Genomic DNA, 23,509 nt, shown 5'->3' on the forward strand with positions numbered 1-23,509 from the left:
ATCGAATGAGCAAAGTGCGCCTTCCCCGACTGAAGACGCGCAATCTGGTGGGAGGGTCATCCGATCAACTCCTTCAGCACGAGTGCCATCACGCCTGCGCTGTCGGTCATGTCGTCCACGCCAACCCATTCGTCGGGCTGATGGGCGAGGTCGAGGATGCCGGGGCCGTATGCGATGCAGTTTTTCAGCTTACCAATCCGGTCGATATGTTTTTGGTCATAGGTGCCGGGTGACACCACGTAGATGGGCTGCTGACCCAGCACTTTTTCGATCGCAGCGGCGGTAGTTGTGACCACCGGTGCGTCCTTATCGGTCATTGTCGGGATGACCTCGTGCATATCGCGGATTTCGTAATCGAAACTGGGGCGCTCGGAGCGGATGGTTTCGAGCATCTGCGTGACTTCGGCTTTTACCTCGGCAATATCTTCTTCCATCAGGAATCGGCGGTCGATGACGATGCGGCAGCGGTCGGCCACACACGGGGCGGGCAGCCCAGTGTAGTCGGTGGCCTGTTCGGACTCTCCGCCGTGGATCGAATTGATGTTTAGCGTGGATTGCTTTGCGCCTTCCGGGACGACGGGCATGTCGGTGTTTTTGGTGGCAAGAAGCGGGTAAAGGTAGGTCTCTATTTCTTCCAGCACCGCACCCATGTGTCGGATGGCGCTGTCGCCAAGAAAGGGCATTGATCCATGGGCGATGCGCCCTTTGGTTTCGATCTCGGCCCACCAGACGCCGCGATGACCAAGACAGATCCGGTCTTTGTTCAGTGGTTCCGGGATGATCACATGTTGCACACGGTCCGGATCGAAATATCCCTTCTCTGCCAGATAAGCGACGCCGCCGTAGCCGCCGCTTTCTTCGTCTGCCGTGGCACTGATTTCGACCGCACCTTTGTGATCAGGGAAAAGCGCGACGAAGGCTTCGGCGGCGATGATTGAGGCCGCCAGCCCGCCTTTCATGTCACATGCGCCGCGCCCATAGATGCGGCCATCCACCAACTCACCTCCAAACGGTTCTTTGGTCCAGCCGTGTCCGACCTCGACCACGTCATGGTGGCTGTTGAAATGAACGCAGTCGCCTGCATCTGCGCCCTCATGTCGCGCGATGACGTTCCACCGGGGATATACATCGCTGTCGCCCGGAGTGCCTTCGGCGCGGATCAGGTCAACTTGCCATCCCTGCTGGCCCATACGTTCCGCGAGATAGATGCAGATTGCGCGATAGTCGCGTCCAGGCGGGTTCAGGGTCGGGATGCGGATCAGGTCTTGTGTCAGGGTGATCAGATCGTCGCGGCGACGGGCAATTTCAGCGAGCAGGGGATCTTTTTGGTGAGCCATATGCGAAACTTATGCAGCTTGCGCCGCGCAGGCAATGGGGGTCGGCGCCACATGCCAATTTCACCCAAAACGCGAGCGAAAACGCTGTTGCGGGTCTTTAAATCGCGCTAAACTCGGCCTAATTGTAATGTTATAGTGATTAACTTTATCCCGCAAAGCCGCATGGTCTTTTTGGGATTTGGTGGAGCCAAGGAGGGCACATGTCCAGTTTTGACAAGCAGATTCGCGAAAGCCAGGCGCAGGTTCAGGAAGCGCAGTCCAAGATTTCCGAACTGACTTCGCGGATTGAAACCGCGCGGGCCAAGGCGGCGGCTGGCGAAGATATCTCGATCGATATCGAGAATGCGACGCTTGAGGATGTGCATTCCCACACCGAAGCGATGAACGCGAATATCGCCGAGCTGATCATGGGGCTGGACGATGTGACCTCGGGCTTTTCGCAGGATTTCGATCAGATGCGGTCGAAAACCGGGTGGGAGTCCTTTGTCGGGATATTCTCGAAGGGTAAGTCGGAAAGCATGCGGCAGGAACGGATGCGCACCGCGTCGATCGACGACAAGTTGCAAGAGTTGATCGCGCAGTCGGACAGCATCGTGAACCTGCTGGAAGGCCAGTTGGCGATGCTCAATGAGCAGAAAGAAAAGGTGGGCGCCAATCTGACAGCCACGTTGGATGAACGCGAAATGACCGTGGGAGAGCTGGAAGCTCTGCGCGCCGACATTCTGGCGATGGACCCCAGGATTATCGAGCTTGAGGGCAAAATCGCCAACGAACAGGACGCCGCCAAGCGCACGCAGCTTGAGACTGAGCTGGCCGATCTGAACAGCCAATACAACGCCATGGTGCAGGACGAGCAGGTGAAGCTCGCCAAGTCGCAGACGCTGGAGCGGTATATCGAGAAGGGCAAGACCTGGGTCGATTCACTGCAAAACCAAGCGGCAACGCAGATGGTGTTGATCAACAAGTTGCAGACAGACACCAAGCAACGTGTGGTGCTGTATGACGCGCTGACCAAGTCGTTGAAAACCGCGCAGCAGCAGGACGTGGCGCACCGGATCAACGAGATCGGGGTCGAGACAGACAAAGAAGCGCAAGCCGCGATGGCTGCGATTGGGACCGCGACGAACCAGCGGATGGCGGACATGATGGAAGCCCACGAGGACCAGATGGTCTTTGCCCGCGACGTGCTGGAGGCCAAGGCCAAGGCAGATGAGCGCTTTGCCCGCCGCTTTGCCGAGATTGTCGAGAAGCATGACAAGAATCTGTATGGGCAGTGATCTGTGTATCTTTTTGAACGCGCCAAGTCTTGGAGGCAGCTTACGGCGAAAGCGTCCTTAGCTTCCCTCCTCTTGGTTGTTTACTAAGTCTATTCTCCTCGGACGGCGTTGGGCATTGGCATAATTACAATGATCACTGTTTTGGGTTCTGCCACACTATTATTGGGTTCAAAACAGGAGAAAGCCAGTTCGGATGAGTGAGCGAAGCAATGCGGAGGCTGAACTGTTGTATTAACGTGTTGCCCGGTCGTTAGACCGGGCAGCGCCCGACCCGCCCCACGGGAGGGCGCTTCGCACCCACCCAGGGTCAGGCGCCGCCCTCCTTGGTTTGAATGGAAACTATGACGAACGACATCAAAACCTCTGAACGCACCTCTGCCGGTTTCGCCCCCCGCGACCATGCCGAACTGACGGACACGCAGATCACGCGGCGATATTTCTCGAAGTTCGAGAAGATCACGGCGCATCTGGCCCGTGTCGCTGGGCAGATGGAGGTTGAAGGCAAGCTCACCCGTGATGAGGTGGACGTGTTGGCGCGCTACCTCATCAAACTAGGCCTTAGCTTCAAGGCGCTGGCGAACAAGTATCATATGTCCGACAAGGCCTATGGGCTTGGCGCTGCGACGCTGACGTTTGATCGGCGCGATAGCGGGTTTCCGGTTCATGCCGAACTGCTCCAGATGGCGTCGGACGCGGCACAGGCGGGAACGCATCTGAAAGGCATGGCGTCGGTCGAGGATCTGAAAAGCCAGATGGTCAGCCAGATTGTGGGCGACCTGACCGTGCCGAAGGATTTGCAATATTCACTGTCCCAGCGGCTTTACTATGAAGAGCTTGCGAAGGGCGATTTGTTCTGGCCACAGATGCACCCGGACGTGATCTGGCGAAGGAACAAAGGCGAAGGGCGTGATGTGCGTCGCGTCTATCTGGCCCACTGGGCGGTCTATGACAGCGAAGTCAACCTGCCCACCATATATCTGATGGAGCTTGAGGATACGGGCCGCACAGCCCTGCCCAAAGATGAACGCCGCTGGCCGCAGGTGCAGTCGCATCTGATGGCGCAAAGCATGGCGGGGCTGAAGCTCGTGACCATCGCGACCGGGTTCGACAAGGACTTCGATGATCTGCACCCAAAGCGCCTGCGCCGGTTCCATGTGGGGCCGATGTATAGCCATACATTTACCCAGCAGACCGGCCCGCTGCGCGAGGTCTTGGCCGAGGCGAAAAGCCCGCCCGGCGAAGACTGGGCCTTGGCATGGACGGTCGAGGAACTGAAAAGCCAAAGCGTCAAGGAAGAGAAATCCGGCTGGTTCGGCACGGTGGAACGCGAGATTTTTGCGCTGGACCCGTTTGCAGGTTCCGGCTCGAACATCGGGGCCACCCGAATGGAACGCGCCATTATCATGCCCGCGCGGCCCTTTCAGGTGCTGGCCGAAAAGAACCCCGCCGGGTTCCACGACGTGCGTAAATTTGTTGTCAGCCCCGGTGGCCGGGTGCTGAGTTACCGTTGATTTAGGAGTGCTTGATGTCTTTACCCGCTGATTTGATGGAGCTTCGCGAAGAAGAAATCCGTGCACATTACACGGCGGCTGCCGGGCATCTTAACGGGTTTGACCACACGCCAAGGATTGCCAAACCCAAGCAAGCCGCGCCCGCGCCTGAACGCAGCCCGGGAATTGCCCGCCCGCGTCGGTTTCGCGCCACGACACCGGGGCTTGTGACGCGTTCGACGGCACGGCCCGAAGGGGTGCATTTGGCGGACCGAATTGAAAGCGCAGACGGAGATGACCCGCTCATCTCTCCGCTTCAGGCGACCGTGCTGCATGGGCTGCGTCGCGCGATTGCGGTTGCATTGGCGGTGGGCGAGGGGTTCGCCGAGCAAACCGAACTGGCCGCCCTGCGTCGCGCCAATCTGGAAGGGCGTTTGGGCGCTGACAAGAAAACTGCATTCTCGGAACTTCTGACCGCCGAGGCGCTGATCGTCTTGCATGTGTTCGCCAATGCGACCTCGTTCCTGTTGGCCGATCACGCAAGCGAGGCGTCGATTGAAGTCGGCGCGGTCGAGGAAATCCTGACCGACAATGCGCCGCTTGCGCTGAAGGGCGCGTTGTGGGAGCTGGATCAGGAACTTGCCACCTTTGTCACGTCCGAAGACAAGCTGGTCGCGACCGTCTTGGCCTTTGTCGAACAACTGATGGAAAAGGTCGCCCTGCGCGCCCAGACCGCGTCGCATCTTGGCCCCTTCACGTCCGCCAATTACCGGGTCGAGGCGGACGACCTGACGATTTCCGGCTTCACCCCCGCCCGCGCGTATCGCGGGTCCAAGATCACGATGACGTTCAAGAAACCCAACGAAGTCGTCGGCAACCACATCGCGAAATATCAGGCGATGAAACTGGCCAAGATGCTGATGGCTTATGATTTCGACCGCAAACTGAACCCGTTTGCCGAACTCGGCGGCTTCATTTTCACTTTCATGGGTGACGGAAAGCCCGGCACCGGGAAAACGACGCTGATCCAGATGATGGCCGGGCTGGTCAATGATTATTGCGCTGTGGCGGGTTATCCGTTCCGCTACCAGAATTTCGGCATCGACAATATCGACAGCTATCAGGGCAAGTCGGGCCAGAACGCCAAGGCGTTCATCAACAACGTGCTCGACCCCAACGTGATTGGCTTTGGCACGATTGATGACATCGACCAGATCGCGGGCAAGCGGGGGGATCGTCAGTCCAGCGCGGGTCAGCAAGAGGTCACGGCAGTCCTGATGGAAAGCTTTGCGGGGGCCAATACGGTCGTGCGCGGCAACTGCACCTTCGGTATGTTCTCGAACTATCCCGAGAATGTGGATGATGCCCTGCGCCAACGTGCCGGCGCCCGGTTTCTGGTCGACGGACCCCAAACGCGCGAGGACTATATCGACATCCTGCATCTTCTCATGGGCAAGAACCATGACATCCCGCTGGGTGACCACGACCTTTACGCGGCGCAGGAGATCAAATCCGCCGTCGCGCGCAGTTTCGAAGCCCATTCCCACCCGCAAGAGGATGGTCTGCTCGAGGTCTTCGACCGGGTACGCGACAAGATCGGTGAGTTGGACAGCATCGCCAAGATGGGCACCTATCTGAAAGCCATTCAGGAGGTGGATGAGCGGTTCACCGGGCGGTCGATCAAGAACATCACCGACGCGGTGAAAGTCCGCGCGATGGACTTTGAGCTGCCGGATGAGTGGATGGAACACCCCGAGCTGTTCCTGGTGAAGGATTACGACACCAAGAAGGCGATGATCGCCGAGCTACGCGTGCCCATCACCACCGAGATGGTGATCCAGGAAATCAACCGCTACGCCGATTCAGAATTCCGCTATGCCGACAAGTCAGACGAAGCCGCCATCGAGGCGATGGTGCGTGACTTCGGCCGTCAGGAAGAGGCGAAGAAGCGGTATTTGGAGGGGAAATGAGTACCGAGCCACATTGGGCTTCTGGCCCAGCTGAAGTATTGCGACACGGAATGGATTTGCTTCTGAAGGATTCAGATACGAATCGCAGGCTTGCTATGATCAGCATCGACAATTCTGTCGAGCTGATGATGCAAACCTATGTCAGCCTTCCCAAACGTATATATGGACTCGATATCAGCCGTAAGAAACGGGAAGAAATCTGCGCTGATTTTCCTCGCCTACTTGATGGACTAGAAGAACACGCTTCCCAAAAGATCATCGGCATAGATCTGGGCCTAATCGAGTGGTTTCACAGGTTGCGAAATGAACTCTATCATCAAGGTAATGGGCTAACGGTTGAACGGCTGAAAGTGGAAGCCTATTCGGAACTAGCTTCGAAGCTTTTTGAAAGCTTGTTTGAGACCAAACTAGCGTTGAGCGCCCCTCAGTCTGCGACTTTGTTAGGTCGTTTTCTTGATGCGTGGATTCGAATAGAAAAAATCGCAATCGGGCGGAATGCGCTTCGTGGTTACAATCCAATGAAGTTTGCTGTCGAACTTGTCGAGAAAGAACCCGGTTTTACACAGTCCGATGCCGAACGGTTAATGGACCTAAGGAATCTTCGAAACCAGCTTGTTCACGGGCAACTTGATCCAGGAGTAGAACTTACGCCACAGGTTATGGATGAAGCCGAGAGTTTTGCCGCCAGATTTGAGAGGCTTAAGAAATGAAACGCCTCATCCAACGCGGCCTCATGTTTGGCAATTTGATCCGGGTCGATAGTCCGGCGCTGATCGAGCGGTATAACCGCGCGCTCAAGGGGCTGGCGGGCAAGCAGACGAAGCTCACAGAATTCCACATCGACATCTCCGGCTTCTCGCCCGAGATCGGCGAGGAATTCAAAGACCCGCTCTACCTCAACCCAAATGGCTGCAACCGGCAGTTCATCATTCTGACAGTGGACCAGAAGACCGCGCCGCTGCTGAACGCCATGTTCTCGACCTCGCGCGGGATTTTGCGGCAGTTCATTGCGGACAACGAGGCGAAGCTTTTTGCGCTGACCGCCCATGACGCAGTGGCGGGCGAGCTGATGAATTCGGTCTTTGATGTGTCCGATCCGGCCCGCCTGTTCGACATTCGCAAGATCACAATCGAGGCCGACACAACCCAAAGCCACGTCAAAAACGCGCGCGAGTTGGCCGAGAAGATCGACCATTTCCAGACCGCGCCGAACGCGTGGTATGACGATGATCTGATCGCCGAAATGATTGATCTGGCCCGCGAAACCGGCGACGTGACGCGCGTTCCGGTCGATCTGGGCGTGCAGGAATACGAGCAGGGGAATTTCTGGACGGCGCATTTCGGCGGGCTTTACATTTTCCGCGATGTGGAAAACCCCGCCGTGGTCGTGTCGGGCGACAAGACGCGGTTGGCCGTGCCGCCGCCCGGCAAGGTTCTTGACACGACCGACGCAAACCGTCTCGCGGGGTTCCTCAGCCGCAACGACCTTGTCGGACCTGTCGTTCAGGAACGTGGCGACGGCGGGGCGGCAATCCTGCGCCAGAAGATGGAATTTATTCTGGTCGATGCCGCCACCAGCGCGGGCCTCGATCTGGGCGACATGTCCTCGCGCACCTTGCGCCATGTGGCACAGCGCATGGGTGCGCATCTGCCCGACGCGTTTCGCGGGTTGGCCGCCATGGTGCGCTGGGCTGAAGCGGGGGGGCAATGGCCGCGGATCGACAGCCGCCACCCGGCCTATTTCTATACCCTGCGCGCGCGCCCCGATCATCCCGACCGCGATCTGATCAACCGGCTGCTGTCCGAACTGGCGCCGATGGATTTCCGGCAGCTGTTTATCTGCCACAAAGAGCTTTTCTATGCCGCCTATGCCACATGGCCCGACGAAAAGCGTGAGTTTGTGGCAGAATTCCTGCATCGTGATTATATGGCGAATAAGGCCGGTGCGCGCGAGGCGTTGTTCGGCGGGCGCAAAGACCCGATGAAAATGCCGCGCATCACGCGTGGACGGACGCAAGAAGATATGATCGAGATCGTCGGTCCGTGGGGCGCCGTGAACAGGAGGTAACGATGGGATTGGTGCGACTTGTCATATTTGGGTTTATCGGGCTTAGCATCGTCTATGTGCTGGTCAGCCTATATTCCCGTTCGATCCGGCTGGAAAAGCTGGAAGACCAGTGGGCCGAAGAACATCCCGATGGCGATGAAACCGACCGCGAGGCGTGGTTGCGCGAAGGGATGGAGGACTACAAGAAAAGTTTCCGGCCCAAGCTGATCCTGCTTGTCTATGTCATCCCCGCGCTTTTTGTCCTGATGTCTGTCATTTTAATCAACTGAGGTCCCCCATGCGCCGCATTCGTCTTATCATCCGCAGTCTGATTTTCCTGATCCTGTTCGGCGTGCTGCACTATGTCCTGCCACAACACGACGTGGTGCGGGTCGTGAACACCTATCAGGAACGGCAGGATCTTGGGGACTGGACCCGGATATTCTGGTCTAAGCCGGATGATCAATCTGCAAACCTGATCAACCGCGATGTTCAGTTTGTTCAGACGGTGAAAAAGAAAACCTACCTTCTGGGTTTCGTGCGCCGCGATGCGGAAGAGGTCATGGTTTATCGCAACGAAGACACGGGCTGGGGTTGGCCGTTCTATTTCAAGTTTGACACCGCGAGCTTGCAGACCGAAGTGGACGATCTGCGATCTACGCCGGAAAACCCCAAATGGGCGGTGCTAACCCATTATGGTTGGCGCAATGAGCTGATTTCGGCGTTTCCGAACGCGGTTGCCATCCGCCCGGTGGCAGGCCCGGATGTGACCATTATTCCTTGGTTCAACATCATGTTCTTCGTTGTGCTGGCTGTCATCATCGGGTTCATCCGTGCGTTGTGGCGGCAGTTCCGCGAACGCTCGATCGATCCGGTGTTGGAGGATGCGGGCGAGGCGTGGGACGCCGTTGACGCCCGCGCAGACGAGACACGGGGTCGGTTTTCGCGCTGGTTGGGATCCTGGCGTAAGAAGTGACGAACACTAGAAAAGTGTCGCGTGGAGGGTCCGACGCGGCGCTTTTCTTTCCAGATCAGGTTATTCGCCGTAGGGCACCCAAATGGTCTTCACCTCGGTCGCCTGGGCCAGAAATTCACGGCCTTCGCCTGCTGCCCCGAACCAGTCCCGCGCCTGGGCGTTGTTGACCCATGTGCGTTTCAGGTTGCCCGCGCTTTCTATTTCGACAAGGGCAGAAACGTCTGACCCTGACTGCGCCCAAACAGCGTCCACACCAAGGTGGCCCGCGAGGGGTGAGGCAAGCTCTGCATGACTACCTGTAACGATATTCACCACGCCTGCGGGAACGTCTGACGTGTCAAGCACCTGATAGAAATCGGTCGCGGCCAGCGGAAACGGCTCGCTTGCGGCCAGCACCACGCGGTTGCCCATGGCGATGGCCGGGGCCATCAGCGAGACGAGGCCAAGAAGGGGGGCGTCGTCCGGGCAGAAGCCGCCGATCACGCCGACCGGCTCGTTCATCGCCAGTGCCACGCCACGCATGGGGATGGGCTTCGCAGCCCCATCATATTTATCCGCCCATGCGGCATAGGTGAACAGACGACTGACGGCGGCTTCAACCTCTTTCGACCCATTGCGGCCACCCATCATGGCGTCGATCCGGGCAGCGAATTCGTCCGCGCGAGCCGAGAGGTTCTCGCCGATGTAATAAAGGATCTGTGCGCGCAGATGTCCGGTGGTCTTGGACCAACCTGCCGCCGTGTGTGCGGCCTCGACCGCGTTGCGAATGTCTTTGCGATTAGCGATCCCGACATGTCCCAGCAGCGCGCCCTGTTTGGACCAGACCGCTTTCGAATAGCCGCCGTCGGGACGTGCCTGCTTGCCGCCGATATAGAACTTGGCAGTGCGATCCAGCGCGCCGACCGTTGCTTCTTTCGGGGCGGGGAAGGCAGCGATGGGTTTCAAGGGCTGCGACTTGCCCCGCGGCTTGGTATAGGCGTGAAGCCCTTCCCATCCGCCTTCACGCCCAAAGCCGCTTTCGCGCACGCCACCAAAACCGGCGGCTGCGTCGAACATGTTGGTTCCGTTCACCCAAACCACGCCCGCCGCCAGCTTTGGCGCAATATCGAGGGTCAGGTTCACATTCTCGCTCCACACTGTGGCGGCCAGTCCGTAACGGGTGTTGTTGGCAATCTCGACCGCCTCGGTTGGGGTGCGGAAGGTAGTGGCGACCAGGACGGGCCCGAAGATTTCTTCTTGCATCAGCATTGAGGCCGACGACAGCCCGGTGATCAGTGTGGGCGGATAGAAACATCCCGGCGTGGGGATCGGGCAGGGGGCTTGGTAAAGCTCGCCGTCGCCAGCACCGGCATCGACCAACTCGGTGATGCGCTTGTGCTGCACCGGGTCGACCACGGCCCCCACGTCGATGGATTTGTCCAGCGGGTCGCCCATCCGCAGCTTGTCCATCCGCGCACGCAACTTGGCATAGAACCGGTCGGCGATACCTTCCTGCACGATCAGGCGCGAGCCAGCGCAGCAGACCTGCCCCTGATTGAACCAGATGGCGTCGACCAGCCCTTCTACGGCTGAATCCAGATCGGCGTCGTCAAACACGATATAGGGCGACTTGCCTCCCAATTCCAACGTCAGCGACTTGCCGGATCCCGCCGTTTCGCGCCGGATCACCCGGCCCACTTCGGTCGAGCCGGTGAAGGCGATCTTGTCGATATCCTCATGCGTCACAATCGCTTCGCCCACGCGGCCATCGCCGGTGACGATGTTGACGACGCCTTTGGGCAGTCCGGCTTCGTCGCAGATTTGCGCAAACAGAAGCGCGGTCAGCGATGTGTATTCGGCGGGTTTCAGAACCACGGTGTTGCCCATCGCAATCGCGGGTGCGATTTTCCATGACAGCATCAGCAGCGGGAAGTTCCACGGGATGATCTGGCCGCAGACGCCCAAAGCCTCGCGGTCGGGCAATTCGGCGTCTTGCAATTGCGCCATGCCTGCGTGGTAATAGAAATGCCGCGCGACCAGCGGGATGTCGATATCGCGGCTTTCGCGGATGGGTTTACCATTATCCAGCGTTTCCAGCACCGCAAACAGCCGCGAGTGCTTTTGCACCAGTCGCGCGAGCGCATAGAGGTATTTTGCCCTCTCATGGCCCGACAGTGCGGCCCATTTGCGCTGCGCCCTGCGCGCGGCCGACACAGCAGCGTCCACATCGTCGGATGTGGCCTGCGTGACCTGCGCCAAAACCTCGCCGGTCGCGGGGTTCCTGCTGTCGAAAAGATCTCCGGGCGCTGTCATCTTACCACCGACATAAAGGCCGAACTGTCGGTCGCGCTCGGCAATCCACGCCAGCGCTTCCCGGGCGCTTTCCGGGGCGGGGCCGTATTCCATCGTGTCGAAGATTTCTTTCACAGTCATGTCTAACTCCTCAGCCCATCGGGTGGCGGTAGGTGGCCGAGTAATGTCCGGTCACGTGGTGTTCCAGCTGACGCTCGATATCGCCAAGAAGCGAGCTGGCACCGAAGCGGAACAGGTCGGGTGTTAGCCAATCGTCGCCCAGTTCTTCCTTGATCAGCGCCAGATAGGTGATCGCGTCCTTGGCTTTCGAGATGCCACCTGCGGGCTTGTAACCAACGCGGTAGCCCGTCGCCTCGTAATAATCGCGGATCGCGCGGATCATCACCAGACTGACGGGAAGCGTCGCGTTCACGCTTTCCTTGCCGGTGGAGGTCTTGATGAAATCTGCGCCCGCCATCATGCAAACCAACGAAGCCCGCGCAACATTGCGCAAGCTGCCCAACTCTCCGGTCGCGAGGATGGCTTTTACATGCGCCGCGCCGCATGCCTCGCGGAAGTCACGCATTTCGTCATACAGCGCCTGCCAGTTGCCGGTCAGGACGTGGCGGCGCGAAATGACGATGTCGATCTCGGACGCCCCGACGCGCACGCTTTCGCGAATTTCTTCGACGCGCAGGTGATAGGGGCTGAGGCCCGCGGGAAACCCCGTTGAAACTGCTGCGACCGGCAGGGTGACGCCCATATGATCAAGCGTCTCGACCGCGGGTGCGATCATGTCATGATAAACACAGACCGCGCCGGTGGTGATTTCGTCAACGCCCAGCGACGACAAGATTTCGGATCGCACCGGGTGGGCGGCCTTGGCGCACAGGCGACGCACACGCCCCGCAGTGTCATCACCTGACAGAGTGGTCAGGTCGATCATTGTGATCGCTTTCAACAGCCACGCGGCTTGATGTTCCTTTTTGACGCTGCGCCGCCCCGGAAGGGTCGCACATCGACGTTCAATCGCAGAAGTGTTGGCCTGAGCGGCGCGCACCCAGTTCATGTCAAGGTCCATACCCGGATTGCGGGAATGGGTCACTTGGGGCAACTGTGTCGTGTCCCGATCCCTTTGCGAGGTGCGGGCTGATCTCTGTTCACTTTGCACGGATTTCCCTCGGATTTGTCCAGTGGGTTGTGTTTGCCCAAGGTTCGCACGGGTGTTCAGGATTGGCAATATTTCGGTGGGGGAAGACGTGGCCTGACGATTCTCCGCCGTATTGACGAAACCTGCCGCCATATTCACGGTTTTGCAGGGGGCGGCGCGGCGATTTGATCTCTCGACATGCTGAAAAACGACAATCTTGCAAGGAGTTGTTTCTCCTGACAAGTTGCGCTTAGGATGCTTTATCGGTGATTGCCGGAGGGCTGAGTCTCTCGCGGAACGATTGAGTTCCGTTCAAAGCATCATCCCACAAAAAACTGGTAAGGGAGAACCTTCATGAACATTTCAATCAAAGCGGCCCTTTTGTGCTCGGCATTTGCGATTGCAAGCCCAGCCTTGGCTGCGGGCACCCACCCGGTCACGGGCGAGGCGCTGGCGGACAACCAGACCTATACCTATCGCATGCTCGATGACGTGAAGTCGTTCGACCCGCAAATCAACACGGATGTTGAAGGCTCGCACATTCTGCGCGATCTGTTCGAAGGTCTCGTGAACTCGGACCCGCAAGGTAACTCGGTCCCCGGTGCAGCGGAAAGCTGGGAAGTGTCGGAAGATGGTCTGACCTATACGTTCAAGCTGCGCGATGCCAAGTGGTCGAATGGCGACCCTGTTACCGCCGGTGATTTCGTCTATGCTTGGCGCCGTCTGGCAGATCCGGCCACCGCATCAGAATATGCGTGGTACATGGAACTGATGGGCGTTGAAAATGCCACCAAGATCGTCGCCGGTGAAATGGCACCTGACACGCTGGGTGTGACGGCCCTTGATGACAAGACCCTTGAGGTCAAGATCGACGCGCCGCGCCCCTATTTCCCCGGTATGCTGACACACGCATCGACCTTTCCGGTCAATCAGAGCGTGCTGGAGGCTCATGGCAACGAATGGACCAAACCCGGCAATCTTGTTGGCAACGGTGCCTATGTCCTGACCGATTACGTGCCCGGTGTGAAAGTTACGCGCGAACGTAACCCAATGTATTGGGATAACGACAACACGATCCTTGATACGGTTGTTGCACTGGTTATCAATGATGAAAATATCGCGTTGACCCGTTACGATGCCGGCGAAGTTGACAAGACCGAGGTCCCCGCAGGCCAATATCCTGCCCTGAAGGAAAAACTGCCGGACGAGACCTATTCGACGCCGCGGTCGTGTTCCTATATCTACATGTTCAACTTGCGTGAAAACGGTCCCGAGGCGCTGAAAGATGTGCGTGTTCGCAAGGCGCTGTCATATGCGTTGAATCGTGATGTGATCGTCGACAGCATCCTGAAAGGCGGTCAGTACCCGTCTTACAACTGGACCCACCAGAAAACCGCTGGCTTCGAAATGCCGAACATCGACTATGCGACATGGACGCAGGACGAGCGTATGGCAAAGGCCAAAGAGCTTCTGGAAGAAGCAGGCTATGGCCCCGGCGGCAAGCCGCTTGAACTGACGCTGAACTACAACACGTCCGAGGCGCACAAGAAGATCGCAATCGCTGCCACCCAGATGTGGAAGCAGACTTTGGGTGCCAATATCACTCTGGCCAATTTCGAATGGAAAGTGCACCTGGATAAACTGCGCAATGGTGACTTCGGCATGGCGCGGTATGCGTGGTGTGGTGACTATAACGAACCGTCGACCTATACGGATCTGTTCACCTCGACCTCGGGGCACAACAACGGCAAATACAACAACCCCGAATATGATGCGCTGGCAAAAGCTGCGAAAACTTCGGCTAACCCGGCCGAAGAATACAAGCAGATGGAGCAGTTGCTGGCCGACGATATGCCGATCGTCCCGGTGTATCAGTACACCAATGTGATCATGGTGAAGCCGGACCTGAAGGGCTTCCCCTTTGACGACCTGATGAACAACATCTATTCCCGCACGATGTATAAAGTGGCTGAATAAGCGACCTGTTCTTACCAAACTGGGGCGGGTCCGGGAAACCGGGCCGCCCACCTAAAAGCGGGGCTTCCAAATGCTGGGTTTTGTTCTTCGTCGTATTGCGATGGCCGTTCCAGTCATCCTGATCCTGATCGTTTTCTCGTTCGTCTTGATGCGCGCAGCGCCGGGTGGTCCGTTCACAAAAGAACGCGCATTACCACCAGTGGTGTTAGAGAACATCAACGCCAAATATGGGCTGGATGATCCGTTTCTCGTGCAGATCGGCACCTATCTGAAAAACATCCTGTTCCATTTCGATTTCGGACCCAGCTTTGTCTATCAGGACAGAACGGTGAACCAGATCATTGCCGACGGGTTTCCGGTTACGTTGACCTACGGGTTCTGGACCTTTGTTTTTGCCGTTTTGGTTGGGGGTGCTCTGGGTATTGTGGCTGCGTTGAAGCAGAACACCTGGATCGACTATCTGGCGGTCGGGTTCTCGATCGGAGCGCAGGCCCTGCCCAATTTCATCATGGCGCCCATTCTCGTGCTCGTCTTCACGCTCTGGCTGGGCTGGTTGCCCGGTGGCGGCTGGTGGGGCGGGCCGAACGACCCGAATTCCTATACCTCCTACCTTGTGATGCCGGTCATTGCGCTCGCGACCTCTTACCTTGCGTCGATTGCACGACTTACGCGATCTTCAATGCTGGAGGTGATGAACTCCAACTTTATTCGAACGGCGCGGGCCAAGGGATTGCCGGATCGGACGATCATCCTGCGTCACACGCTGAAACCGGCGCTGATCCCCGTGATTTCGTATCTTGGACCGGCTTTTGTTGGCATGATCACCGGGTCGGTGGTTGTTGATATGTTTCTGTCCACCGGTGGGATCGGTAAAGATTTCGTGCAGGCCGCGCTGAACCGCGACTATTCCGTGATCATGGGGATTACGATCCTTGTCGGCATGCTGACGATCCTGTTCAACTTGGTCGTTGACGTGCTCTACGCATGGATCGATCCACGGATTCGGTACTAGGGGACGGACGCATGGCACATGTAACAAACGTTGAAACCGCCGAAGTCATCAAGGGCCGTTCGCTTTGGCAAGACGCGCGGGCGCGGTTCTTTCGCAACAAGGCAGCGGTCGTATCGCTAATCATCCTTGTCCTTGTCTCGCTGTTTGCGCTGTTTGGCGGGATGTTGACCCCTTGGTCAAATGAAGAGATTGACTGGAACCTGATGGGCGATGTGCGCACCCTTGGTGGCCCGTCGTTCGAGACGAAACACTATTTCGGACTGGACCCGCTGGGCCGTGACCTGTTTGCGCGCGTGGTGCAGGGCACGCAGATTTCGTTGATGATCGGTATCGTCGGCGCGCTGATCTCGGTCGTTGTCGGCACGCTTTACGGCGCGACGGCGGGCTTTATTGGCGGGCGTCTGGACAATATCATGATGCGGATCGTCGATATCCTGATGGCGATCCCCTATATGTTTGTGCTGATCCTGCTGTTGGTGGTGTTTGGACGGTCGATCTTCATGCTGTTCGTTGGCATCGGGTTGATCTCGTGGCTGGACATGGCGCGGATTGCGCGGGGGCAAACGCTTTCCATCAAGAACAAGGAATTTGTCGAGGCTGCGATCGCCACGGGTGTGTCCACCCCCAAGATCATCATCCGCCATATCGTGCCGAACCTGCTGGGCGTGGTCATCGTCTATGCGACGCTTCTGGTGCCGTCGATGATCATGTTCGAAAGCTTCATCTCGTTCCTTGGGCTGGGCGTGCAGGAACCCCTGACCAGCTGGGGGGCGCTTATCAACGAAGGGGCAGGTCAGATGCGCTATGGCACCCTTTGGATGCTGGGCTTCCCGCTGTTCTTCTTCCTGATCTCACTGTTTGCTTTCTTTTTCTTTGGTGACGGCCTGCGCGATGCGCTGGACCCGAAAGACCGGTAGGGGCTAGCGATATGGCACTTCTTGAGGTACGCGATCTGAGCGTCCATTTCGACACCCCTGACGGCACCGTAACCGCCGTGGACGGGATCAGTTTCGACCTGACGGCGGGCGAAACACTGGGTGTGGTCGGGGAAAGCGGGTCCGGCAAAAGTCAGACCGTCTTTGCCATCATGGGCCTGTTGGCGCGCAATGGTCAGGCCACCGGTTCCGTGAGGCTGGCGGGCGAAGAAATTCTGAACATCCCGACCGGTAAGCTGAACAAGATCAGGGCCGAGAAAATCGCGATGATCTTTCAGGATCCGATGACCTGCCTGAACCCGTTCATGCGGGTGTCCGATCAGATGGCCGAGGTGTTGACCCACCACAAAGGCATCTCGAAATCCGAGGCTGTGCGCCAGTCCGTCGACATGCTCGATGCCGTGCGCATCCCCGAAGCGAAAAAGCGGGTCAATATGTATCCGCACGAGTTTTCGGGCGGGATGCGTCAGCGGGTGATGATCGCGATGTCGCTTCTGTGCAAGCCCGACATTCTGATAGCGGACGAACCGACGACGGCGTTGGACGTGACCGTGCAGGCGCAGATCATGAAACTGCTTGAAGACCTGCAATCTGAATTCGGGATGTCCATTATCCTGATCACCCACGACCTGGGTGTGGTCGCAGGATCGTGCAGGGAAACGCTGGTCATGTATGGCGGACAGCAGATGGAATATGGCACCACCGTGGGGCTGTTCGAAATGCCGACCCATCCCTACACGATGGGGCTGTTGAAAGCTGTGCCGCGTCTGGATATCGAAAGCGAGCGTCTGGCAACCATTCCGGGCAGTCCGCCCAACATGATGAACATGCCTGCGGGCTGCCCGTTCTCGCCGCGCTGCGAGTTTGCCATTGAAAAATGCGCCACGATCCGTCCGACACTGGACGGCGTTGCTGGTCGCAAAGTGCGCCGACGCGCCTGTCTTAGACCCCTGGAGGAGCTTGTATGAACGCCCAATCGCCTCTGCTGTCTGTCCGCGACCTGAAAGTCTGGTTCGACATCAAAGCCAAAGGCGCGATGCCTTGGACAGCGCCGGACAAGCTGAAAGCCGTGGATGGTGTCGATTTCGATCTGATGCCGGGGGAAACCCTTGGGATCGTTGGTGAAAGTGGCTGTGGCAAGTCCACATTGGCGCGCGCCATCATGCGGATGGTTCCGGCCGAGGCCGGCACGGTTCTTTGGCTGGGTGACGACCTGCTATCCCTCAACAAGCAAGGTATGCGTGCGCACCGCAAAGAGATGCAGATGATCTTTCAGGATCCACTGGCATCGCTGAACCCGCGCATGACCATCGGCCAGATCGTGGCTGAACCGCTCAAGACCCACTATCCGAGTGTTTCGAAATCCGAGGTGAAGGCTCGCGTGCGCGAGGTGTTGGATCGCGTGGGTATCCTGCCCAACATGATCAACCGTTACCCGCACGAGTTCTCGGGTGGGCAATGTCAGCGGATCGGGATCGCCCGCGCGCTGATCCTGAAGCCGCAGTTGATCATCTGCGATGAACCCGTTTCGGCGCTGGATGTGTCCATTCAGGCGCAAGTGATCAATCTGCTGATGGAAATTCAGGAAGATATGGGGTTAAGCCTGATTTTCATCGCGCATGATCTGTCTGTCGTGAAGCACATATCAACCCGCGTGATGGTGCTTTATCTTGGCAATGTCGTTGAAATCAGCGAGGCCGAGCAGTTGTATCGAGCGCCCGGCCATCCCTATACGCAGGCGCTGATTTCGGCGGTTCCGATACCGGACCCGAAGGCTTACGCTGATAAAGAGGTGCTTATTCTGGATGCGGATCTGCCGTCGCCACTGAACCCGCCTTCAGGCTGTGTGTTTCGCACCCGCTGTCCGCTGGCGAAACCTGTCTGTGCGGAGATCAAGCCGCCGCTGACGGACCGGGGCAATGGGCAGCAGGTCGCCTGCCACGTCATCTGACAAGATCCGAGCACACCATCCGGATACCCCGACAAACGCCGGGATTTGATGATCCGCTTGTGTCGGGAGGTTGATCTCATACAGCTTGGCGATGACCGTCTCAGGCCGACGATACCGTCAGTGTAACCGGTAGCTGGCCTGTTCCGGCGACAACTGGTCGGTTTGACCGGTCCTGAAAAGGTTCGGACATGTAAGTGACCCTGCTTGAAAGTCTTGAGCCACATCAAAGACAGGCCGTCTTCGCAGGTGCAGAAACGCGGCAGGAGGAGTTGTCGGCCCGACCTGTCGGGAGAGTTATGCGTGAAGGACCAAACAGCATGGACAAAAGCCCACTCAGCCCTCTTTTCGACCCACGGTCTGTGGCCGTGTTCGGGGCCAGCCCGTCCGGCAGTTCCGTCGGTGGGTTGGCCTATGCCAACCTGATCTCTGGTGGTTTTGACGGAGCGATTTATCCGATCAATCCCAAGTACAAAAAAATTGGTGAAACTGAATGTTACCGCAACATAGCGGCCATATCGAAAGAGGTTGATCTGGCCGTCATAGCGACCCCCGCACGCACGGTTCCTGGCATCATGCGCGATTGTGCGGCGACAGGTGTGAAAGCGGCGATTATCCTGTCGGCGGGGTTCAGTGATGGCGATCAGAAGGGCCGAGCCTATGAATCGCAAGTCATGCACGAAGCTCGCAAAGGCGGCATCCGGGTCCTTGGGCCGAACTGCGTTGGTCTGGTGCGGCCGTGGCTTGGGTTGAATGCAACGTTTCTAAAGTCGCAAGCCCCCAAGGGTCGCCTTGCGATGGTGTCGCAATCCGGGGCCTTGATCTCGGCCATTGCGGATTGGGCCGGACCGCACCATTCGGGATTTTCGGCGATGGTGTCTTTGGGCAGTTCGCTGGATGTCGATATCGGCGACACTCTGGATTATCTGGTGAACGATCCGAAAACCGATGCGATCCTGCTGTATATAGAAGGCGTGAAAGATGCGCCGAATTTCATGTCGGCGATGCGCCGGGCGGCACGCTTGAAACCCGTGATCGTTTTGAAATCGGGCCGCCATGCCGTCAGCGCGAGGGCAGCACACACCCATACCGGCGCATTGATCGGCTCGGACGAGGTGTTCGACGCAGCGCTGGAGCGCGTCGGTGCGGTGCGGGTCAACACGTTGGGGCAATTGTTCGCCGCCGCCGAGCTTTTGGCGAATACCAAGAAAACTTCCGGAGACCGGTTGTGCATCATAACCAATGGCGGCGGTGCAGGTGTGCTGGCCGCAGACCGTGCAGGAGATTTGGGCATAAGCCTTCCGCCTTTGTCAGAACCGACGCGTAAGGCTCTGGACAAGATACTGCCCGCGTTCTGGAGCCATGCGAACCCCGTCGACATTCTGGGCGATGCGACCCCTGATGCCTATGGCGCGGCGGTCAAGGCCGCGATTGCCGACGCCGAAGTTGACGGCGTTCTGGTGCTGTTGACGCCGCAAGCCATGACCGACGCCACGGTTGCCGCGCAAGCCGTGAAAGATGCCTTGCCGAAGCGCAACAGTAAGCCCGTTCTTGCTTGTTGGATGGGGGAAGATGTGGTTGCGGAAGGACGCATATTGCTGTCCGAAGCCGGAGTTTCCGTGTTTGAGACGCCCGAACGGGCTGTTGAAGGCTTCTCATACCTCGCCCAACATCACCGCAACCGAAAGCTGTCACTGGAAGTTCCCCGTGCGCGGGCTTTTGAACAGGGACTTGATCTGGATGGCGCGCGGATGATCATTGCCAACGCGCTGGCCGCTGGGCGAAGCATTTTGTCGGATACCGAAAGCAAGGCGCTGCTCAGCGCATTCAACATCCCGGTGAACCTGACCTTTGAAGCCAAGACCGCCAACGAGGCGCTGATCGCGGCAGAAACGGTTCGCTTTCCCGTCGCGATGAAAATCTCGTCGCCCGATGTTTCGCACAAGACCGATGTGGGCGGCGTGAAGATAAACGTGGCCCATGCCGCGTCCGTAACGCGCGCGTTTCACGAAATCATTGGCAGCGTAAAGAGCGCGATGCCTGATGCGAAAATCTCGGGCGTCACGGTCGAGGCGATGTCGCATCTGCGCCAAGCCCGCGAGCTAGTGATCGGGGCCAGTCGTGATCCGGTGTTTGGTCCAACAATCTTGTTCGGGGCTGGCGGCACGATGGTTGAGGTGATGAAAGACAGCGCGGTTGCCCTGCCGCCGCTGAATTCGGTCTTGTCGGAACGCCTTATAAATCGCACACGCGTATCAAAGGCGCTGGAAAGTTTCCGTGACTATGACCCGGTCGACAGGGCGGCGCTGGTGGATGTGCTCAAGCGGATTTCGATCATCGTCAGCGAATTGCCCGAGATCATTGAACTGGACATCAACCCGCTGTTTGCCGGGCCGGATGGCGTCTTGGCAGTGGATGCGCGCATTACCGTGGCGCGCCCGCCGTCCAATGATGGTCGCTATGATCACATGGCGATCCATCCCTATCCGCGCCACCTTGCACGGCAGACTTTCCTGCGTGATGGCACCCCCCTGACCATCCGTCCGATCCGGCCAGAGGATGCCGAGCATGAAAAGCAATTCATGCGCGATCTGTCGAATGAAGCAAAGATGATGCGGTTCATGGGATCGGTGAATGAACTCAGCCCCGAGTTGTTGGCGCAGTTCACCCAGATCGACTATCGCCGCGAAATGGCGCTTGTTGCGATGGCCGAGATTGATGGTCAGTCGGTTCAGGTCGGTGTGGCGCGTTATGTGATCAACCCGGATTGGAAAAGCTGTGAATTTGCCGTCGTTGTGTCGGACCGCATCCAAAGTCAGGGGCTGGGCACGAAGCTGATGAAAGGTTTGTTCAAGGCCGCGCAGGATCATGGGCTTCATGTCATCGAAGGCACGGTTCTGCGCAAGAACACCCCGATGCTGCGTTTGATGAAAGATCTGGGGTTCACGCAACGCCCGGACCCGGATGACCATGATGTGGTGATCGTCGAACGCGAGCTTTAGATCGAGGTTCAGGAGAGGAGACCGAATGCTGTCAATCATATCGCACCCAGAGTGCCGAGAACACGATGCTGGCCCCCTGCATCCAGAAAGCAAGGCGCGGCTGGATGCGATCAACAACCAGTTGATCATGTCCGGTATGGATTACGTTGTGCGACATCGCGATGCGCCACTGGTCGAGCGGGCGCAGTTGGAGCGGGTGCATGACTGCGAGTATCTGGACCGTGTCTATGCGCTGGCGCCGGGGCAGGGGATGCAAAGCGTTGAAGTCGATGGCGACACGGTAATGAGCCCGGGGACGTTGCGTGCCGCGGAACGCGCCGCCGGTGCGGGCGTGCTGGGGGTTGATCTGGTGATGTCGAGCGAGGCCAACCCGGTGTTTTGCATGATCCGTCCGCCCGGCCACCACGCTGAACGCGACAAGGCGATGGGGTTTTGTCTGTTCAACAATATCGCGGTGGCTGCCGCTCACGCGATTGAGGCGCACGGGCTAAAACGCGTTGCGATCGTTGATTTCGATGTGCATCACGGAAATGGAACCGAAGAGATATTCAAAACGGAAGAACGTGTCCTGTTCTGTTCCAGCTTTCAGCACCCGTTCTATCCCTTCACGGGGCACGAAAAGGAAACCGACAACCTCGTCGACATTCCCCTGTCAGCGGGTGCCGGTAGCGCGGAATTTCGCGAGGCTGTCAGCGCCCATTGGCTGCCGCACCTCAGGGATTTCAAACCCGAGTTTGTATTTATCTCGGCTGGTTTCGACGCCCATATCGCGGATGACATGTCCAGCGTGCAGTTGACCGATGCCGACTATGAATGGGTCACGCGTGAATTGAAGGCCGTCGCTGACGAGTTTGCCGAAGGACGGATCGTTTCAATGCTGGAAGGCGGATACGAACCGGACGTTCTGGGCCGGTCCGTGGTGAAGCATCTGAACGTGTTGTTGGGCTGATCAGGCGAACCGCGCCGGGCTGAGTGATGCAACCGTATCCTGTCCCAGTTCGGATGGGGAACCTGCAACAATATCGGCCAACAACTGCGACGCGGCGGGGCTGGTCTGAAACCCGTATCCGCCTTGCCCGGCGAACCACAGAAAGTTCGCGTCTCGCGGTGAAGGACCGATGACCAGATTGCGGTCGGGTGCGAAACTGCGCAAACCCGCCCAATTCGATATCATCCGTGTGACGGGTTCCGTCACCAGTTCTTCGTAGCGGGCCAGACCCTCGGCCAAGACCATATCGTCTGCCCACGCGTCGTGCGGGTCGACGGGGTCGGCATCAGCAGGGGATACGATCAGGGCGCCAGCATCGGGTTTGGCATACCAACTTTCGCCCGCGCCCATGAACATCGGCCAACGCGACACGTCGCAGTCCTCCGGTGCCGGAATGCGGGCCATCGACCGGCGAAAGGGCTGGATGCCAAGCGGCGCAATCCCAGCCACCGCGGCAATCTGATCAGCCCAGGCCCCCGCTGCGTTGACCAGCGTTCTGGCGGCGAAAGTGCCTTTCGGGGTCGTGACCTCCCATCCGGTTGCCAAGCGGGTGATGTGCTGGACGCGCGCCCCGGTGATGACCTCACCGTTCGCGCGAATCTCGCGGGCGAAGTTCTGGATCAAGAGGTCGGTGTCGATGTCCCATGCGTCCGCGTGATACCCCGCGCCAACCATGGTCCTGGCTTTCAGGATCGGCACCAACGCACAGGCCTCCTCGACCGAGATACGCTCTATCATCATAGAGGTCAGATCATGCGCCAGAGCGGCTTCTTGCCCTTGTTTCGCAACGATCATCAGACCACGTGGGCTAAGCACCCCGCCGTTTTCGGTTTCATGATACCGACGCGATGCGCGGTTCAGTTCAATCACGCTGGGCGCGCCATAGCTTTCTTCGAACATCGCCGCAGACCGGCCCGAGGCGTGATAGGCAAGGGCAGCCTCTGCCTCTAACAGCGTAACGCGGCCAATATGGGACAGTCGCGCGCCAGCCGACACGCCAGCGATGCCGCCGCCAATGACGATGAAATCCTGCATCTATTGCTCCCGTGAAACATCGTTTGCCGCGACACTGGCATGATGCGAGCCAAAGCGAAAGCCTTTGCCGGGTGTGCGGCCGGGGCAACCCAAA

Annotated in this window: 18 protein-coding genes; 14 read left to right on the forward strand and 4 right to left on the reverse strand. The window is 58.3% G+C overall.

Annotated elements, in window-relative coordinates:
• Positions 1 to 56: 56 nt before the first annotated feature.
• A complete protein-coding gene (locus BMY55_RS03580) occupies positions 57 to 1,337 on the reverse strand; it encodes an acetylornithine deacetylase/succinyl-diaminopimelate desuccinylase family protein (protein ID WP_091428326.1) in 1,281 nt (426 codons plus the stop codon).
• A gap of 200 nt (positions 1,338 to 1,537) precedes the next feature.
• Between BMY55_RS03580 and BMY55_RS03585 the strand changes: the two genes are divergently transcribed.
• From BMY55_RS03585 to BMY55_RS03615, 7 genes are all read left to right on the forward strand, one after another.
• Positions 1,538 to 2,614, forward strand: coding sequence for a coiled-coil domain-containing protein (locus tag BMY55_RS03585; protein ID WP_091428328.1), 1,077 nt, complete (start codon positions 1,538 to 1,540; stop codon positions 2,612 to 2,614).
• Between the two features lie 341 nt (positions 2,615 to 2,955).
• Positions 2,956 to 4,125, forward strand: coding sequence for a hypothetical protein (locus BMY55_RS03590; protein ID WP_091428330.1), 1,170 nt, complete (start codon positions 2,956 to 2,958; stop codon positions 4,123 to 4,125).
• Positions 4,126 to 4,139: 14 nt separating this feature from the next.
• On the forward strand, positions 4,140 to 6,074 hold the full coding sequence (locus tag BMY55_RS03595) for an AAA family ATPase (RefSeq protein ID WP_091428331.1): 1,935 nt from the start codon (positions 4,140 to 4,142) through the stop codon (positions 6,072 to 6,074).
• A 50-nt stretch (positions 6,075 to 6,124) separates the two neighbouring features.
• Positions 6,125 to 6,784 carry a hypothetical protein gene (locus tag BMY55_RS03600; protein WP_091428334.1) on the forward strand — a complete coding sequence of 220 codons (660 nt, stop codon included), beginning with the start codon at positions 6,125 to 6,127 and terminating at the stop codon, positions 6,782 to 6,784.
• Positions 6,781 to 8,142 carry a DUF6638 family protein gene (locus tag BMY55_RS03605; protein ID WP_091428335.1) on the forward strand — a complete coding sequence of 454 codons (1,362 nt, stop codon included), beginning with the start codon at positions 6,781 to 6,783 and terminating at the stop codon, positions 8,140 to 8,142. The genes BMY55_RS03600 and BMY55_RS03605 overlap by 4 nt, the downstream gene beginning before the upstream one ends.
• 2 nt (positions 8,143 to 8,144) lie before the next feature.
• Complete coding sequence (locus BMY55_RS03610; protein ID WP_091428337.1) at positions 8,145 to 8,411, forward strand: hypothetical protein; 267 nt, start codon at positions 8,145 to 8,147, stop codon at positions 8,409 to 8,411.
• Positions 8,412 to 8,419: 8 nt separating this feature from the next.
• Positions 8,420 to 9,097, forward strand: a complete 678-nt coding sequence (locus tag BMY55_RS03615) for a DUF1523 family protein (RefSeq protein ID WP_091428339.1) — start codon at positions 8,420 to 8,422, stop codon at positions 9,095 to 9,097.
• A gap of 60 nt (positions 9,098 to 9,157) precedes the next feature.
• Here the strand turns inward: BMY55_RS03615 and BMY55_RS03620 are convergent, their stop codons facing one another.
• Both BMY55_RS03620 and deoC read right to left on the reverse strand, forming a co-directional pair.
• Entirely contained in the window at positions 9,158 to 11,509 is a 2,352-nt protein-coding gene (locus BMY55_RS03620; RefSeq protein WP_091428342.1) for an aldehyde dehydrogenase family protein, read from the reverse strand.
• A gap of 10 nt (positions 11,510 to 11,519) precedes the next feature.
• On the reverse strand, positions 11,520 to 12,671 hold the full coding sequence (gene deoC, locus BMY55_RS03625; protein WP_245744641.1) for a deoxyribose-phosphate aldolase: 1,152 nt from the start codon (positions 12,669 to 12,671) through the stop codon (positions 11,520 to 11,522).
• Between the two features lie 201 nt (positions 12,672 to 12,872).
• Between deoC and BMY55_RS03630 the strand changes: the two genes are divergently transcribed.
• The 7 genes from BMY55_RS03630 (at position 12,873) to BMY55_RS03660 (ending at position 22,341) form a co-directional block, all read left to right on the forward strand.
• Entirely contained in the window at positions 12,873 to 14,495 is a 1,623-nt protein-coding gene (locus BMY55_RS03630) for a peptide ABC transporter substrate-binding protein (protein WP_091428348.1), read from the forward strand.
• A 70-nt stretch (positions 14,496 to 14,565) separates the two neighbouring features.
• Positions 14,566 to 15,507: an oligopeptide ABC transporter permease OppB gene (oppB, locus tag BMY55_RS03635; RefSeq protein ID WP_091428350.1), complete on the forward strand. Its 942-nt coding sequence runs from the start codon at positions 14,566 to 14,568 to the stop codon at positions 15,505 to 15,507.
• 11 nt (positions 15,508 to 15,518) lie between these two features.
• Positions 15,519 to 16,424, forward strand: a complete 906-nt coding sequence (locus tag BMY55_RS03640; protein ID WP_091428352.1) for an ABC transporter permease subunit — start codon at positions 15,519 to 15,521, stop codon at positions 16,422 to 16,424.
• A gap of 11 nt (positions 16,425 to 16,435) precedes the next feature.
• A complete protein-coding gene (locus BMY55_RS03645; RefSeq protein ID WP_091428355.1) occupies positions 16,436 to 17,410 on the forward strand; it encodes an oligopeptide/dipeptide ABC transporter ATP-binding protein in 975 nt (324 codons plus the stop codon).
• A complete protein-coding gene (locus tag BMY55_RS03650) occupies positions 17,407 to 18,393 on the forward strand; it encodes an oligopeptide/dipeptide ABC transporter ATP-binding protein (protein WP_091428357.1) in 987 nt (328 codons plus the stop codon). Before BMY55_RS03645 ends, BMY55_RS03650 begins: the two co-directional genes overlap by 4 nt.
• A 317-nt stretch (positions 18,394 to 18,710) precedes the next feature.
• Positions 18,711 to 21,392, forward strand: coding sequence for a bifunctional acetate--CoA ligase family protein/GNAT family N-acetyltransferase (locus BMY55_RS03655; protein ID WP_091431992.1), 2,682 nt, complete (start codon positions 18,711 to 18,713; stop codon positions 21,390 to 21,392).
• A 25-nt stretch (positions 21,393 to 21,417) separates the two neighbouring features.
• On the forward strand, positions 21,418 to 22,341 hold the full coding sequence (locus tag BMY55_RS03660) for a histone deacetylase family protein (RefSeq protein WP_091428359.1): 924 nt from the start codon (positions 21,418 to 21,420) through the stop codon (positions 22,339 to 22,341).
• On the opposite strand, the gene BMY55_RS03665 is transcribed toward BMY55_RS03660, so the two are convergent.
• Positions 22,342 to 23,415, reverse strand: a complete 1,074-nt coding sequence (locus BMY55_RS03665; protein ID WP_091428361.1) for an NAD(P)/FAD-dependent oxidoreductase — start codon at positions 23,413 to 23,415, stop codon at positions 22,342 to 22,344. It abuts the gene before it with no gap.
• Between the last annotated feature and the right edge of the window lie 94 nt (positions 23,416 to 23,509).

This window comes from Aliiroseovarius sediminilitoris (genome assembly GCF_900109955.1).
Lineage (GTDB): Bacteria > Pseudomonadota > Alphaproteobacteria > Rhodobacterales > Rhodobacteraceae > Aliiroseovarius > Aliiroseovarius sediminilitoris.